Below are 15303 nucleotides of genomic sequence, written 5' to 3' on the forward strand. Positions count from 1 at the left end.
TCAGTTTTTGCGGCCGCCGACTATAAGACTCATCCCCTGTCAGGAAGCTTAGGCCAATATTACAGTTGTGTCAGGTTGCGATATTTCTCTTGAGATGCAGAGTGATTAGTCCGTAAGGTCTAAGCTATCCAACGACACATAACCTCCATCCACCATCTAAAATTTACCTGTGCGGCGTTGTAAGTTTCCGGTCACTGCACGATGGCGTGGCGTTTTTTGAGTTTTTCGCTGAAATCATACATCGGCTCGGACGCACTACGTTAAGCACTTGAGTGTTCGATAGGTGGGAATTAAATGGCAGCGTAACTAAAGGTGGCCACCGGTGAGTATTAATTTTGACAAAGCGCTTGGCTCCGCAGAAAGAGCATTACGTTTTCGCAGCCAACGAGCTGAGGTACTTAGCAATAATATCGCTAATGCCGACACTCCTAACTTTAAGGCCAGGGACTTGGACTTTTCTGCTGTACTGGCTAGCCAAACAAAAGGAGGTTTGGCTACTCCGTTCTCTTTAAAAACAACAAACCCAAAACATATTGCCGTAAACGAATTAGTAAGTGATATTCACGGCGGTGCTTTGCTTTACAGTACGCCGAACCAACCTTCCATTGATCAAAATACTGTGGATCAACAGGTCGAGGTCGCAAAGTATACGGAAAATGAAATTCATTTCGAAACCGCCTTTACTAGATTAAATGGAGCATTTAAGGGGCTACTTAAAGCTCTGCGAGGTGAATAATAAACTTTACCCAGCGAGGGAATCAGCGCCTCAGGCGCTGATTTGGGAAGGGAAACCGAGTGCTTCGACAGTTTTACGGACTTGCTCTGGGTTTTCACTGCTTTCAACGCTTACCTTACCTGCTGCGCGATCCACGGAAATCATAGCCTCGCTGTCCAGTGACTGAATTGCTTTGGTGATTTTGCTGACGCAGCTACCGCAACCAATGCCTGATACGTTTAAGACGAACATGGTTATTCCTCTTGTGCTGAGCAGTCTATTTTCACCGCAACAACAAGATCAACGTTGACACCACGGTAAGGTCAAGAGTTATGTATAGCGGGCTGTGAGCATCGGTTACGCTCATTCAATTCGGGTATTCCTCAGCCTCAAAGCATTGAAAACTACAGACGCAGAACTGACGCTCATGGCTAACGCAGCAATCATTGGAGACAGAAGGTGCCCCGTCAGTGGATAGAGCAGGCCTGCGGCGAGGGGAATACCCATTGAGTTGTAAAGGAAGGCGAACCCCAAGTTTTGCCGCATGTTTTTTACCGTTGCAACCGAAAGTGCCCGTGCCCGTAAAATCCCCATCAGGTCGCCTTTTACCAGCGTGAGCTGCGCGCTATTCATCGCGACGTCAGTCCCTGTACCCATGGCAATGCCCACATCTGCTCGCGCCAAGGCCGGTGCGTCGTTGATACCGTCGCCGGCCATGGCAACCTTTCGACCGGATTGCTGGAGGTCCGCCACCAGGCGCTCCTTGTCCTGAGGTTTCACTTCACCATGAACCTCTTCAATACCCATCTCCTTGGCGACAGCACGTGCGGTGGTGAGCCCGTCTCCCGTGGCCATGATGATTTTTACGTTATCAGCCTTAAGCTTGGTGACTGCTTCTTTAGAGGTCGGTTTTATCGGGTCTGAGACCGCTAGTAATCCTGCCAAGACCCCGTCAACTGCTAGATAGATGATGCTGATGCCTTCAAGGCGCAACAACTCTGCACGTTCTTGTAAGACCTTTGTGCTCACGCCGGCAGCTTCCATCAGTGCAGTGTTGCCCAGCTGTACTTTCTTGCCATCAACGAGACCACTCACCCCAATCCCTGAGCCGGACTCAAACGATTCAGGCTTGGTGAGCGCAATATTTTCAGTTCGGGCGTGATCGACGATGGCGTGTGCCAAAGGATGTTCGCTGCCTTGATCAAGGCTAGCGGCCAGTTGAAGCACATCGCGTGGGTTGAAATCTGGTGTGGCCTCCACACTGTGAAATACCGGCCGTCCCTCTGTCAGGGTTCCCGTTTTATCGACAATCAGTGTGTCGATCTTGCAAAGGTTTTCGATGGCACTGGCATCTCTGAACAGCACACCCATACTGGCGGCTTTACCCGTCGAAACCATGATCGACATGGGCGTTGCCAGACCCAGAGCACAGGGACAAGCGATGATAAGCACGGCGACAGCGTTGATCAGGCCGAAGACCCAGCTGGGTTCCGGGCCGAACAGTCCCCAACCTATGAGGGTCAGCAACGCAATCGCGATAACCGCCATCACAAAGTAGCCGGCGATCGAGTCGGCCATTCGTTGCATGGGCGCTTTGGAGCGTTGGGCTAGTGCGACCATTTGTACTATCTGCGACAGCATGGTGTCAGCGCCGACCTTTCGCGCCTCCATCACCAAGCTTCCATGAGTATTAAGCGTGGCACCGATCAGACTATCCCCTGCTCTTTTCATGACCGGCACAGGTTCACCAGTGAGCATGGATTCATCCACCGCACTTTCTCCCTCGAGTACAGAGCCATCAACTGGCACTTTTTCACCAGGTCTGACCCGCAAATGGTCTCCCAAGTGAACATGGGTAAGAGGAATGTCTTCCTCCTGACCATCGGCGTTGATCCTGCGTGCAGTCTTGGGAGATAGGCCAAGAAGGGACTTAATGGCGGCGGAGGTTTGTGACCGTGCTTTGAGCTCAAGAATCTGCCCAAGCAAGGTGAGCGAGATGATGACCGCAGCGGCTTCGAAGTAGACGCCGATGCGTCCATCTTGCATGAAGGTGGTGGGAAAACTTTGGGGAAATAGGGTTGCCGCGACGCTGTAAAGATAGGCTGCGGCAGTACCTAAACCAATCAGAGTCCACATGTTTGGACTGCGATTTCTAACGGATGCTATGCCTCTTACAAAAAAGGGCCAACCTGCCCATAAGGTGACCGGAGTGGCAAGAGCGAACTCGATCCAGTTTTGAACCGAACCATGGAAGATTTGTAATGAGTGACCCGCCATGGCTAGAAGGGCCACCATTACGGTTAAAGGCAGCGACCACCAAAAGCGGCGGGTGAAATCCAGGAGCTCGGGTTTGTCATCGTCATCAAGCGCGGGCATGACGGGCTCTAATGTCATGCCACATTTAGGGCAATTGCCGGGCCCTGGCTGTCTTATTTCCGGGTGCATAGGACAGGTAAACTCAGTGGCTACCTGTAGCGTGGGCTCTATAGCGGCGCTGCTGGGTTCAGCGCTGGGATGATTACCAATGTAGCGTTCTGGATCTGCCCGAAATTTCTCTTGGCATTTCTGGCTACAAAATTGATACGTCTGTCCTTGGTAAGACTCGCCAAATTTACTTGGAGGTATAACCGCCATACCGCACACCGGGTCGCGTAGACCACCGTCATTGGGTGAGGCAGCGTGGGCGGGACCGTGATCGTGGTGGCTCGGTGGAGTGGGCATAGCTATTTCTCTTCCTTGTTGGTTCCTGCCTGATCGCCATGGTCATGTCCGCCATGTCCATGTCCAAAAAAATGCATCAATGGACAGATCAACAGGATGAGGTAGGGCAAATACGGATAAACGTGGGTGAAATGTTCCCGCACCCCGTAAAAGGCACCGATCGCAATGAGCATGATCAGTACAACGCCTGTTTTGCGCCTCCAAAATGGTGGGGAGGTGCTTCCAGCCGGATGCTGATGCTTATCCATGATCTAGACCCCGTGTGTGAGCGTGTTGCTCTGATCTCTGCCTCAGAGCATAGCGAACTCTTGCGTCGACGCGGTTTTAGCGGTCGGTTCAGGCTTACTTCAAGTCAAATTGACCGACCATCCCCGACTGGTAATGACCTGGCACGTTGCAGGCAAATTGAAGTCCAGTTGTGTTGTTGAAGGTCCAGATCAACTCCTTGGTTGCCCCTGGCTCGATCAGCACGCTATTCGGGTCGTTGTGTTCCATTCCAACCATCTTCATGCCTCCCATGCTATGGCCCATGTTGCCCCACATTTTTCCAGTTCCGGTGGGTGTAAGCGTTCCATTCTGGAACATGCTCGCCATTTCTTTTTGGTGCGCCGCGTGAGCAGCGGCTTGGCCGATATTGAACTCGTGCAGCAACGCCCCTTTGTTGTGAAGTACAAAGCGAACCGTTTCACCGGGCTTTACGTCGATGCTTTTAGTTTTGAAGAAAATATCACCCATCTCTACATCAACCGTGCGAGTGACCTCTGAGGCGACTCCAGGCTGACCGATATCCTCTTTCCCATGACCTACGCTGGCCATCGCCGTAGCGCCGAGGAGTAGGGTGATTGCCGCAATAACTGGAGTAATGAGCTTAGTTTTCATGGTGACCTCGAGAGCCAGTGGAAAATACTAGCTATGCTAAAGGGATAGAGCTGAGCGTTAACTGACTTGAACACTACATTTCTGTCAGTTTTCCTGAGAAAACACGGCGCCCAGATGACGCCGTGTCTAGTGGGCGGTTCAGAGAGCCCCGTAGGAGTTATTCGGTTACTGATGGTTCTCAGAAAGCATCAGTTTGTGCTCGCGCTGCATTTGGTTCAAAACGTCATCAACCATGGCGTCGTGTTTTTCCATCCAGGCGAGATGTTCCTGAGGTGACATTGATGCTTTTGGATGATCTAGATGAAGCTGGCCCATGATCTCGCCCAGTATTTTCATATGCTCGGCCATGTGAACATGGCGCTGCCCTTCAGGAGCTTTTTCAGCTTGTACCAAGGTCGCTTCGGCTTTATCGCGCAGGCTTTCCATGCGCTCCATAATCCGATCTGCACCACCTTCAGCCAACGCAGATGCTGAGATGAGTATCGAACTAGCAAAGAATAGGACTTTTAAACGGTTCATGAGGAAGCTCCTTTTTGATTTGTTTTCCGGCTCCTCTAGCTTTCATGGTTAAGAGTCGGTCGAGCACCAGAAAGTACTCATGCTCGAACCCTAGACAGCACTCGCTGACATCTACCTGAAGCCAATATTACTTTTCTGTCAGTTGCTGGTTGGCAGAGGCATTTCATTGCAGACTCAGCCTCACAATTATTCGAGAGCCATCCCCATGAGACTTCTGGTTGCGGAAGACGAACCCAAAATAGGTATTTATTTGCAGCAAGGACTCACCGAGGCGGGGTTCAATGTTGATCGTTTTACCAATGGCAAAGACGCGCTTCAGCACGCCTTGAGCGAGGCGTATGACCTGCTGATTCTCGATGTGATGATGCCTGGGCTGGATGGCTGGGAAGTACTTCAGAAAGTGAGAGCATCCGGAAAAAATGTCCCTGTGCTTTTCCTCACGGCGCGAGACCGAGTTGAGGATCGGGTAAAAGGACTTGAGCTGGGGGCTGACGATTACCTGATCAAACCCTTCGCATTTTCTGAATTGCTGGCTCGCGTCAGAACGCTGCTGCGTAGAGGTACCACTGCCCCCTCCCAAACCCATATGAAATTGGCTGATTTGGAGGTGGACCTCCTCAAACGCAGGGTTATCCGCGCAGGCAAACGTATAGATCTAACGGCCAAAGAGTTTGCGTTGCTCGAATTGCTGCTCCGTCGTCGAGGTGAGGTTCTGCCCAAGTCGCTTATTGCTTCCCAGGTCTGGGACATGAACTTTGACAGCGATACTAACGTCATCGAGGTTGCTGTCAGGAGGCTCAGAGCAAAGATTGATGATGATTTTGAGGTCAAGCTTATCCACACCTCTCGAGGCATGGGGTACATGCTGGATGCGCCGGATTCGGGGACGGGGTCGGAATGAAGCGAATGTCCCTGACTACGCGCATGAGCCTGATGTTCATGCTAGCTGTAACGGCTGTGCTCACCGTCGCTGGACTCAGTTTTAACAACCTCAGCCGGCATCATTTCAAGATGCTGGATCAGCAGGCGCTGAACGAAAAGCTTCACTCGACGCAAAGAATTTTGACTGGGTTGAACAGCATTGATCAATTCAGTGATGTTAAGCCTGAGCTGGAGGCACTGCTTGGTGCTCATCGTGATTTGACAGCTCTTATCATCGATGGTGACGGTAAGCTCCTGTTTGCTGACCCAGGTCCGATCGTAGTTCCTGAAGACTTCCGAACGGTCACAAACAGCAATGTCTGGGAGTGGCGAGACCAGGAGCAGATATTTCGAGGCGTGACGGCGCAAGCCATAGTGACGGGGCAGGACAAGCCATTGACAGTGATGTTGATCTTTGATGTTACTCAACATATGGCCTTCTTCGAGACGCTTGAACGATGGTTTTGGATAGGACTGGTGATAAGCGCGCTGGTCAGTGCTGCACTGGGCTGGATGGTAGCGCGTAGTGGACTACGACCTATTCGCCTAGTCACTCAGGTAGCAGCTTCGATGTCAGCTAAATCGCTCAAAGAGCGTATTCCATTAGGTCCCGTTCCCCAAGAGCTCCAGCAGATGGTGCTCTCGTTCAACGCAATGTTATCTAGACTGGACGATGCGTTTGTTCGTTTATCGAACTTCTCTGCGGACATTGCTCACGAATTACGGACACCCGTTAGCAATTTGATGACTCACACTGAAGTGATTTTATCTAGAAAAAGAAATATTGAGGACTACGAGGACAATCTGTACTCAAATCTTGATGACTTGAAACGTATGGGACGTATGATTGATGACATGTTTTTTCTAGCGAAATCAGATAACGGTCTAATTACACATGAAAACAAACCGATTGACCTGGTAGCAGTAGTAGAGAAATTACTCGAGTACTACCGTTTGCTGGCTGATGAGCGAGGGATCGACCTGAAGGTCACAGGCAGGGGTAGCGTCCGAGGTGACGTACTCATGCTCGACAGGGCCATCTCTAATCTGCTCTCAAATGCGCTCCGGTACACCCCCGAAGGAAAGTGTATTACTGTCGATATTCGGCAGAAAGGAACTTCAATATCAGTCTCTGTGGAGAACCCGGGAGAGCCCATTGCGTCCGAGCATCTTGAAAAGCTGTTTGATCGATTTTATCGCGTGGACCCAGCTCGCAGAGAAGGAAGTCCAAGTAATGCAGGGCTAGGTTTATCGATTACTCGATCTATCATTGAAGCGCATGACGGAAAAATATGGTGTACGTCGTTAAACGGAATAACAGCCTTTCATATTGAACTCCCATGTGCTGATGCAAGAAAGGTCTAAGACACCTTGTTCATATGTATGCAGGCAACATGTGGTTAGCTCAATAGGATCGTTTTTGGATGAGAGAAAACTCTTGGAGCGTTCCAAAGAAAGTCGCGTATTTGGCGCCGTATCCGGGCAGATCAGTGCCAAAAACCCGCCCCAAGCTGACTGAAATGTAATCGAACAGTTTGCGTTCATGTGGCATCGTGTACTCGCACTGTGACGTTGGAAATCTTGTGATTCCTCCCTGTCCAGCCGGCCCTAGAACACGGAATTTGCTAGGTATTCGTCAGTGGTTTTAACGAGCGTCAAAAAGTAAAAAACTAGATATTCCCTAAAAACCTAGAACCAACAGCTTTTGCTGTCAGGAGTCTTGCATGTCATTCCTTAAAACTACCACCGTAGCTGTTGCGCTGACTGCGGGTTTGCTTCTGAGTGCAGTTGCTCAGGCGCATCCAAAGCTGGTTTCTTCTACTCCCGCTGAAGGATCGGATGCGGCGGCTCCGTCTAAAATCGAACTGCACTTTTCTGAGAATCTAACGACTCAGTTCTCTGGTGCAAAGCTGATTATGACCGATATGCCTGGTATGCCGAATTCACCTATGGGCGTAAAAGCTAACGTGGCAGGTGGCGGTGATCCGAAGACGATGGTTATTACACCCGCATCGCCATTGACCACGGGTACTTACAAAGTCGAATGGCGTGCCGTTTCCTCGGACACTCACCCGATTACCGGCAACTTTTCTTTCAAAGTGAAATGATTCATGAGCGACTCATTAAATATCGTTGTTCGCTTTGCTCTTTATTTCGACCTGATGCTGTTATTTGGACTGGCAATTTTTGGTCTTTATAGCCTCAGGGGAAAAGAAAGAATATCGGGAACAGTTTTGAATTTTGAGTCGCTTCTTTACAGTACTTCTGCTGTAGGTGTAGCTCTGTCCCTTGCCGCCATGTTGTTACTTGCGAAAGCAATGAGTGGCGTGTCGGGTTTCATGGAGCTACATCACCATATCTTTCAAATGGTTCTCATGGGGACTGACGTCGGTTTGACCTGGATGGTCCGAATAGGGGCGTTGGTGACGGCCATTATTGGCGTTTCCCTGAACAAGCGCTTTCCAACACTGAGTCTTTGGATTGTCACTGTCTGTGGCGCGATTGCGCTAGCGACGCTGGCATGGACAGGGCACGGAGCAATGGACGAGGGGAGCCGTCGCTACTGGCACTTTATTAGCGATATCTTCCATCTTTTGGCCGCAGGCGGTTGGTTGGGTGCGCTAGCGGCATTTGCCCTGCTGCTGCGTTTGAAATCACTGAAAGGTGAGCGAGAAGCACGAATTCTTGCTCGGGTACTGACAGGGTTTGAATCGGCCGGCGCGGTGATTGTAGTGATCATCAGCATTACGGGAGTGGCGAACTACCTATTTATCGTTGGGCCAAATCTCGATGAGGTGATGCTCAGCACTTATGGCGAGTTGCTATTTTTGAAGGTCCTGCTCTTTGCCGGGATGATCGTATTAGCGACGCTCAACCGTTTTCACCTAAGCCCGCTCTTGGAACGTTCTGTTCGAAATGGAGACTATGCTGTCGCGGTCAATGCCTTGCGCCGTAGCATGAAGCTCGAATTTTCAATGGCAGTCATCATTATTTGTCTAGTCGCATGGTTAGGTACTTTAAGCCCGGTCATGGAAATGAGCGCGGCATAGCGGTTGGTGATGGCCGACTAAGGAGTCTCAAGGGTGAATTGTAAGGGCCATTTGCACCGTCTACACTCCAGCTCATGAAACGCTACCTGCGGTTTTGCCTAATTTTCCTGATTAGCTTGGCGCTTCCCCTCAGCGGGATGGCGGGTGTTCAGACATCGATTGAACCATGCCCGATGAAAACCATGGGCATGGCGATGATGGATGGTATGGGGCAAGACTGCTGCCACGACATGAAAAGTCCCACCGAGCATGGCAAACCTTGTAAGCCCGGTCAGGAATGCAAAACTGGCGGCATGTTGCAAGTATCGATCATCAAGCCTCCTATCACCCTGTCCAGTCCTCTCATTCTATCATTCTCCAGCCATTTCCCGCTCGTACAAACCTCTTCAGGGGTATGGCGACCCCCACGTACTTGATTCCTGTACCACACTGAGCCTCATTCCGCGTTAGCGGGATGGCATATCTGCGCGCATGTCTTATGAAGCGCGCGGTGGATCATCACAGGAATCGTGAACATGAACTCCAAGTGCTGTTGCACAGGTTGGTCCTTCCTGGCCGGCCTGGCGGCAAGCGTACTTGCATTGCCGAGCTTCGCTAGCGCATTGACATTCGATGAAGCGCTGCGTCTGGCCGAAAACAATGCACCATCGTTGACCGCACAAGACGCCAAAATTCAAGCAGCCACTAGCGCGGCCATTCCCGCCGGCGAACTACCCGATCCCAAGCTACTGCTGGGCGTGCAGAACTACCCCATTGGTGGACCCGACAGATGGAGCATCGACCAGGACTTCATGACCATGCAAGTGGTCGGGATTAGGCAGGAGATGCCCAACAGCGACAAGCGCAAAGCACGTATCGAGGTCGCGGATGCGGCTGTTGATCGAGCGTCAGCCGAGCGTCGAGTGGCGCGTCTGAACGTCCGACAGTCCACGGCATTAGCCTGGATCAGAAGCTACTCGGTTGAGCGTAAAGATGCGTTGTTCCAGGACTTCTACAAAGAAAACCGTCTTCTGACCGATACCGTCAGAGCTCAGATTGCGGGTGGCCGAGCCCAACCCGCCGATGCGGTGACACCTAAACAGGAAGCTGCTCAACTGGCTGAGCAGCAGGATGATTTAGTTCGTCAACGTGCACAGGCCCGGGCCGCCCTCAAGCGCTGGATTGGCCCTGCCGCCGATGACAAACCGGTAGGCGGTTTGCCTGATTGGCCTATTGAGACCTCAGGTTACTCCCATAAGCTGCAACATCACCCCGAATTAGCGGCTTTTGTGCCGATGACCCGTGAAGCACAAGCCAAGATCCGTGAAGCTGAGGCGGAAAAGCAGTCTGACTGGAGCTGGGAATTCGATTATCAGCACCGAGGCCAACAATTCGGTGACATGGTCAGCGTGCAGTTTTCATGGGATCTCCCGCTGTTCCCTAACTCTCGGCAAAACCCCAAGATTGCGGCCAAGCACGCCGAACTAAACCAGCTTGAGGCTGAGCGCGAAGCCCTGTCACGCGAGCATACCCAGCAACTGGAGGATGAGTTGGCTGACTACGAGCGCCTCAATCGTGCAGTCAGCCGTAATCAGGAAAGCTTGTTGCCGTTGGCTAAAGAAAAGGTCGAACTCACGATGGCCAGCTACCGCTCCGGCAAGGGTGATTTGAACTCGGTTGTTGCCGCCCGACGCGAACTCATCGAAGCCCGTCTCAAGCAGGTTGACGTTGAAGAGCAACGTGCCCTGACCAGCGCTCGCCTGTATTTCTCTTACGGGGAGTCCGCTCAATGATTTTTAAATTATGGAAAGGGACTTTAATCATCGGCATCTCGATTGCCTTGGGTGTTGCCGGGGGTTACTGGTTAGCCCAACCGCGAATGAGCGGAGTAGCTGGTGTCGTACCGGATCATGAACCCAAAGCCTCTGCCGATCGAAAAGTTCTGTATTGGTATGATCCCATGTACCCACAACAGAAATTCGATAAACCGGGTAAGTCACCCTTCATGGACATGCAGATGATCCCTCAATACGCAGATACCAAGGGGGACAGCGCTGCCATTCGAATTGATCCAAGCCTGACTCAGAACCTTGGTGTGCGACTGGCTAGTGTCAGTCGAGGCGTATTTGCCTCGACACTGAACGTGGTAGGTGTGCTGGCCTTCAACGAACGGGACGTTGCAGTCATTCAGGCCCGTACAGCGGGTTTTGTCGAGCGTGTGTATGCCCACGCACCTGGTGATGTGCTGAAAGCGAATGCCGCCTTGGCAGATATCTTGGTGCCGGAGTGGGCAGCTGCTCAGGAGGAATTTCTCGCCCTCAAGCGTAGTGGCGATGCTGGCTTGCTGACAGCGGCCCGGCAGCGACTGCGGCTAACCGGAATGCCACTTACGTTAATTGCTCAAGTTGAGCGCACTGGCAAAGTTCAATCGAACCTGACGCTGACCAGCCCTATTGGTGGTGTGCTTCAAGAGCTGAGTGTGCGTGAAGGTATGACGGTGGCCGCAGGCGAGACGTTGGCTCGTGTTAATGGTTTGAGCAGTGTCTGGCTGGCCGTGGCTGTACCAGAGGCGGAAGCTGGGTCAATCGTAGTAGGGCAAGCAGCTGAAGCGCGTTTATCCGCATTCCCTGGAGTTGTGCTCAAGGGCGTCGTCAGTGCGATTCTTCCGGAAACCAGTTCGGACAGTCGCACACTTCGCGTTCGAGTTGAGTTACCCAATCCAGATGGCCGACTCAGACCAGGTTTGACCGCACAGGTAAGCCTCAATCGTTCAACGGAGCAAAGTGTTCTGTGGGTGCCGAGCGAGGCCGTCATTCGTACCGGTCGACGTGCGTTGGTCATGCTCTCTGAAGACGCTGGTCGATATCGCCCGGTGGAGGTGCAGCTAGGCCAGGATAACGATGGCAAGACGGCGATATTGAAAGGCTTGGAAGAGGGGCAGAAAGTGGTGACCTCTGGCCAGTTCCTGCTCGACTCGGAGGCCAGTCTCAAGGGCGTTGTCGCAAGCTCATTGGACGTTTCGCCATCTACTATGCCCGTTGGCGCTTTGCATGAGGCCGATGGTCAGATCGTTGAGATCAACGACAAAGAAGTCACGCTCGCCCACGGTCCCTTCAAGACATTGGGTATGCCAGGCATGACGATGACTTTCCCTCTCGCCACTCCTGCTCTGATGAAGGGCCTAAAAACGGGCGACAAGGTTCGGATCGCTGTTAGCCAGACGGACGATGGTCTGCGTGTTGAACGTCTGGAACGCTCTGGGGGCCAGCCATGATTGCGGCCCTTATTCGCTGGTCGGTGGCCAACCGCTTTCTTGTGTTGCTGGCGACGCTGTTCGTCACGGCATGGGGGATCTGGGCGGTTCAAAGTACGCCCATCGATGCATTGCCAGACCTGTCGGATGTTCAGGTAATTATCCGTACACCTTACCCAGGCCAAGCCCCACAGATCGTCGAAAACCAGGTGACCTATCCACTGGCAACCACCATGCTCTCGGTACCTGGGGCCAAGACTGTGCGCGGTTACTCCTTCTTTGGCGACAGCTTCGTTTATGTGCTGTTCGAAGACGGAACTGACTTGTACTGGGCCCGCTCGCGGGTGTTGGAATACCTGAGCCAGATACAAAGCCGCCTACCAGCCAGTGCTAAGCCAGCCTTAGGACCTGATGCCACTGGCGTTGGCTGGATTTTCCAGTACGCGTTGGTTGATCGCAGCGGTGGGCACGATCTGGCGCAACTGCGAGCCCTACAGGACTGGTTTCTCAAATTCGAGCTCAAGACGCTGCCGAACGTTGCGGAAGTTGCCACCGTAGGTGGCATGGTCAAACAGTATCAGGTCCAGCTCGATCCGCTAAAGTTGGCGAACTTGGGTATCACGCAGTCTGAGGTGACCGAGGCGATCGGCAAAGCCAATCAGGAAACCGGTGGAGCCGTGCTGGAAATGGCGGAGACAGAGTTCATCGTACGAGCTTCCGGCTACCTAAAGACGCTCAATGACTTTCGCGCCATCCCGCTCAAACTGGGCGCGGGCAGTGTGCCGGTCACGTTGGGCGATGTTGCCACGATTCAGTTAGGGCCTGAGATGCGTCGAGGCATTACCGAACTCGACGGTGAAGGTGAGACCGTCGGCGGCGTGGTGATTCTGCGCAGCGGGAAGAATGCTCGTGAAACCATTGCGGCGGTCAAAACCAAACTCGACGAGCTGAAAAGCAGTCTGCCGGCGGGGGTTGAAATCGTCACCACCTACGACCGCAGCAAGTTGATTGATCGTGCCGTGGAAAACCTCAGCCACAAGCTGATCGAAGAGTTCATCGTCGTCGCGTTGGTCTGCGGAATCTTTCTCTGGCACCTGCGTTCATCTCTGGTGGCAATCATTTCCCTGCCGGTTGGGGTGCTGATCGCCTTCATCGTGATGCGCTATCAGGGTATCAACGCCAACATCATGTCCCTTGGCGGGATTGCCATCGCCATCGGCGCTATGGTCGACGCTGCCGTGGTGATGATTGAAAATGCCCACAAGAAGGTCGAGGCTTGGCACGTGGCCAATCCTGGGGAGGAACTGAAAGGTGAACGTCATTGGCACGTGATGACTGAAGCGGCTGCCGAGGTAGGACCTGCATTGTTCTTCTGTCTGCTGATCATCACCCTGTCGTTCATTCCGGTGTTCACGCTGGAGGCTCAGGAAGGACGTCTATTCGGTCCATTGGCGTTCACCAAAACCTACGCTATGGCCGCAGCGGCTGGACTGTCGGTAACTCTCGTACCGGTGTTGATGGGGTATTGGATTCGTGGACGAATTCCCAATGAGCAGCAGAATCCGCTAAATCGCTGGTTGATCCGGATCTACGAACCCGCTCTGGACGCCGTATTACATCGACCTAAAATAACGCTGCTGGTTGCGTTGCTAGTCTTTGTCAGCGCGTTGTGGCCGATCTCTCGTCTGGGTGGTGAGTTTCTTCCCCCGCTGGACGAAGGGGACCTGCTCTATATGCCATCAGCTCTGCCTGGATTATCGGCGCAGAAGGCCGCGCAACTGCTTCAACAGACTGACCGTCTGATAAAGACAGTTCCAGAGGTCGAACACGTTTTCGGCAAAGCCGGCCGCGCTGAAACCGCGACTGACCCAGCACCTTTGGAAATGTTCGAAACCACCATCCAATTCAAACCACACGAACAGTGGCGCCCAGGCATGACCCAGGAAAAGCTCGTTGAGGAGCTAGACCAAGCGGTGCGTGTCCCAGGATTGACCAACATCTGGATACCGCCGATTCGTAACCGCATCGACATGCTGGCCACTGGCATAAAAAGCCCTATTGGTGTGAAGGTTGCCGGTACCAACCTGACGGAGATCGATGCCGTCACCCAAGCCATCGAACGTGTTGCCAAGGATGTCTCAGGTGTGAGTTCAGCGTTGGCCGAACGACTGACCGGTGGCCGCTATATTGATGTGGATATCGATCGTAAAGCTGCGGCCCGCTATGGGTTAAATATTGCCGATGTGCAATCGATCGTGGCCGGCGCAATCGGCGGTGAAAACGTCGGGGAGACGATTGAAGGGTTGGCTCGTTTCCCAATTAACGTACGTTACCCTCGTGAGTGGCGGGATTCACTCGGCGCTCTGGAGCAGTTACCTATCTATACCCCTCTAGGCAGCCAGATCACTCTTGGCACCGTTGCGAAGATCAAGGTCAGCGATGGTCCGCCGATGCTTAAGAGTGAGAACGCCCGACCTTCAGGCTGGGTGTATATCGACGTGCGGGGACGGGATATTGCTTCGGTAGTCGCCGATCTACGACGGGTCGTCAGCGAGCAGGTTAAGTTGCAGCCTGGTATGAGCCTGAGCTACGCAGGACAGTTCGAATTTCTCGAAAGGGCCAACGCACGACTCAAGCTGGTGGTGCCTGCCACGCTGTTGATCATCTTCGTGCTGCTTTATTTAACCTTTGCTCGCTTCGATGAGGCCTTGCTGATCATGGCCACTCTGCCATTCGCACTGACTGGTGGGGTATGGTTTCTCTATCTATTGGGATTCAACCTGTCGGTCGCCACTGGTGTCGGCTTTATCGCTTTGGCCGGTGTTTCTGCCGAATTTGGCGTAATTATGCTGCTTTATCTGAAGAACGCCTGGGCTGAGCGTGAAGACCTCGGCGATAGGACCGAGCACGGGCTGATGGCCGCGATTCGTGAAGGCGCTGTCCAGCGCGTTCGGCCCAAAGCCATGACTGTGGCTGTCATCATTGCTGGCTTGTTACCCATTTTGCTGGGCAGCGGGACCGGCAGCGAGGTGATGAGCCGAATTGCGGCACCCATGGTTGGAGGCATGATTACCGCGCCCTTGCTGTCGCTGTTTGTCATTCCGGCAGCCTATCGACTGATGCGTCGCCGGCACCTCTCAGTTGAGCCCATCAATCCTCAAGAAAAAGTCGTATGAAACTGACCCTGATTGCAGTTGCAAACACCGTATTTGCGCTGTCTCTTTCGGCCCACGCGTAGGACATGCCGGGCATGAAAATGTATGAAT

The 15303-nt window shown here is 52.8% G+C and carries 14 protein-coding genes; 9 read left to right on the plus strand and 5 right to left on the minus strand.

Annotated elements, in window-relative coordinates; translation table 11 throughout:
• Positions 1 to 322: 322 nt before the first annotated feature.
• Positions 323 to 736 carry a flagellar basal body rod protein FlgB gene (gene flgB, locus YA0848_RS07470; protein WP_008437437.1) on the plus strand — a complete coding sequence of 138 codons (414 nt, stop codon included), beginning with the start codon at positions 323 to 325 and terminating at the stop codon, positions 734 to 736.
• A 30-nt stretch (positions 737 to 766) separates the two neighbouring features.
• Here the strand turns inward: flgB and YA0848_RS07475 are convergent, their stop codons facing one another.
• From YA0848_RS07475 to YA0848_RS07495, 5 genes are all read right to left on the minus strand, one after another.
• Positions 767 to 967 (minus strand): heavy-metal-associated domain-containing protein, encoded by a 201-nt coding sequence (locus tag YA0848_RS07475; RefSeq protein ID WP_008437435.1) that lies wholly within the window; start codon positions 965 to 967, stop codon positions 767 to 769.
• 111 nt (positions 968 to 1078) lie between these two features.
• Positions 1079 to 3436 carry a heavy metal translocating P-type ATPase gene (locus tag YA0848_RS07480; RefSeq protein WP_024073349.1) on the minus strand — a complete coding sequence of 786 codons (2358 nt, stop codon included), beginning with the start codon at positions 3434 to 3436 and terminating at the stop codon, positions 1079 to 1081.
• A 2-nt stretch (positions 3437 to 3438) separates the two neighbouring features.
• Complete coding sequence (locus YA0848_RS07485) at positions 3439 to 3684, minus strand: DUF2933 domain-containing protein (RefSeq protein WP_032899631.1); 246 nt, start codon at positions 3682 to 3684, stop codon at positions 3439 to 3441.
• Between the two features lie 94 nt (positions 3685 to 3778).
• Positions 3779 to 4315 carry a cupredoxin domain-containing protein gene (locus YA0848_RS07490; RefSeq protein ID WP_008437431.1) on the minus strand — a complete coding sequence of 179 codons (537 nt, stop codon included), beginning with the start codon at positions 4313 to 4315 and terminating at the stop codon, positions 3779 to 3781.
• A 165-nt stretch (positions 4316 to 4480) separates the two neighbouring features.
• The gene (locus YA0848_RS07495) at positions 4481 to 4834 is read right to left on the minus strand and encodes a co-regulatory protein PtrA N-terminal domain-containing protein (protein WP_008437430.1); all 354 of its coding nucleotides are present in this window, start codon (positions 4832 to 4834) and stop codon (positions 4481 to 4483) included.
• A gap of 205 nt (positions 4835 to 5039) precedes the next feature.
• Here YA0848_RS07495 and YA0848_RS07500 point away from each other — a divergent pair, with 205 nt between their 5' ends.
• From YA0848_RS07500 to YA0848_RS07530, 8 genes are all read left to right on the plus strand, one after another.
• A complete protein-coding gene (locus YA0848_RS07500; protein ID WP_008437429.1) occupies positions 5040 to 5735 on the plus strand; it encodes a heavy metal response regulator transcription factor in 696 nt (231 codons plus the stop codon).
• On the plus strand, positions 5732 to 7120 hold the full coding sequence (copS, locus tag YA0848_RS07505) for a copper resistance membrane spanning protein CopS (RefSeq protein WP_198712591.1): 1389 nt from the start codon (positions 5732 to 5734) through the stop codon (positions 7118 to 7120). Before YA0848_RS07500 ends, copS begins: the two co-directional genes overlap by 4 nt.
• Before the next feature lie 359 nt (positions 7121 to 7479).
• Entirely contained in the window at positions 7480 to 7863 is a 384-nt protein-coding gene (gene copC, locus YA0848_RS07510) for a copper homeostasis periplasmic binding protein CopC (protein WP_008437424.1), read from the plus strand.
• A gap of 3 nt (positions 7864 to 7866) precedes the next feature.
• Complete coding sequence (gene copD, locus YA0848_RS07515) at positions 7867 to 8805, plus strand: copper homeostasis membrane protein CopD (protein WP_008437423.1); 939 nt, start codon at positions 7867 to 7869, stop codon at positions 8803 to 8805.
• Positions 8806 to 8879: 74 nt separating this feature from the next.
• Positions 8880 to 9221, plus strand: coding sequence for a hypothetical protein (locus YA0848_RS35930; protein WP_073844967.1), 342 nt, complete (start codon positions 8880 to 8882; stop codon positions 9219 to 9221).
• A 99-nt stretch (positions 9222 to 9320) separates the two neighbouring features.
• Positions 9321 to 10577, plus strand: coding sequence for a TolC family protein (locus YA0848_RS07520; protein ID WP_008437421.1), 1257 nt, complete (start codon positions 9321 to 9323; stop codon positions 10575 to 10577).
• Positions 10574 to 12058, plus strand: a complete 1485-nt coding sequence (locus YA0848_RS07525) for an efflux RND transporter periplasmic adaptor subunit (RefSeq protein WP_008437420.1) — start codon at positions 10574 to 10576, stop codon at positions 12056 to 12058. The genes YA0848_RS07520 and YA0848_RS07525 overlap by 4 nt, the downstream gene beginning before the upstream one ends.
• Complete coding sequence (locus YA0848_RS07530; RefSeq protein ID WP_008437418.1) at positions 12055 to 15213, plus strand: efflux RND transporter permease subunit; 3159 nt, start codon at positions 12055 to 12057, stop codon at positions 15211 to 15213. The genes YA0848_RS07525 and YA0848_RS07530 overlap by 4 nt, the downstream gene beginning before the upstream one ends.
• The last annotated feature ends 90 nt before the right edge of the window (positions 15214 to 15303 follow it).

Source organism: Pseudomonas sp. S4_EA_1b, assembly GCF_016307435.1.
GTDB classification, from domain to species: domain Bacteria; phylum Pseudomonadota; class Gammaproteobacteria; order Pseudomonadales; family Pseudomonadaceae; genus Aquipseudomonas; species Aquipseudomonas rhodesiae.

Excerpts from the sequence above, each read along its gene's own strand:
- YA0848_RS07480 (WP_024073349.1), bottom strand. The coding sequence starts at position 3,436 with ATGCCCACTCCACCGAGCCACCACGATCACGGTCCCGCCCACGCTGCC.
- YA0848_RS07495 (WP_008437430.1), bottom strand. The coding sequence starts at position 4,834 with ATGAACCGTTTAAAAGTCCTATTCTTTGCTAGTTCGATACTCATCTCA.
- copS (WP_198712591.1), top strand. The coding sequence starts at position 5,732 with ATGAAGCGAATGTCCCTGACTACGCGCATGAGCCTGATGTTCATGCTA.
- YA0848_RS07485 (WP_032899631.1), bottom strand. The coding sequence starts at position 3,684 with ATGGATAAGCATCAGCATCCGGCTGGAAGCACCTCCCCACCATTTTGG.
- YA0848_RS07500 (WP_008437429.1), top strand. The coding sequence starts at position 5,040 with ATGAGACTTCTGGTTGCGGAAGACGAACCCAAAATAGGTATTTATTTG.
- copC (WP_008437424.1), top strand. The coding sequence starts at position 7,480 with ATGTCATTCCTTAAAACTACCACCGTAGCTGTTGCGCTGACTGCGGGT.
- YA0848_RS07475 (WP_008437435.1), bottom strand. The coding sequence starts at position 967 with ATGTTCGTCTTAAACGTATCAGGCATTGGTTGCGGTAGCTGCGTCAGC.
- YA0848_RS07490 (WP_008437431.1), bottom strand. The coding sequence starts at position 4,315 with ATGAAAACTAAGCTCATTACTCCAGTTATTGCGGCAATCACCCTACTC.
- YA0848_RS07525 (WP_008437420.1), top strand. The coding sequence starts at position 10,574 with ATGATTTTTAAATTATGGAAAGGGACTTTAATCATCGGCATCTCGATT.
- YA0848_RS35930 (WP_073844967.1), top strand. The coding sequence starts at position 8,880 with ATGAAACGCTACCTGCGGTTTTGCCTAATTTTCCTGATTAGCTTGGCG.
- YA0848_RS07520 (WP_008437421.1), top strand. The coding sequence starts at position 9,321 with ATGAACTCCAAGTGCTGTTGCACAGGTTGGTCCTTCCTGGCCGGCCTG.
- copD (WP_008437423.1), top strand. The coding sequence starts at position 7,867 with ATGAGCGACTCATTAAATATCGTTGTTCGCTTTGCTCTTTATTTCGAC.
- YA0848_RS07530 (WP_008437418.1), top strand. The coding sequence starts at position 12,055 with ATGATTGCGGCCCTTATTCGCTGGTCGGTGGCCAACCGCTTTCTTGTG.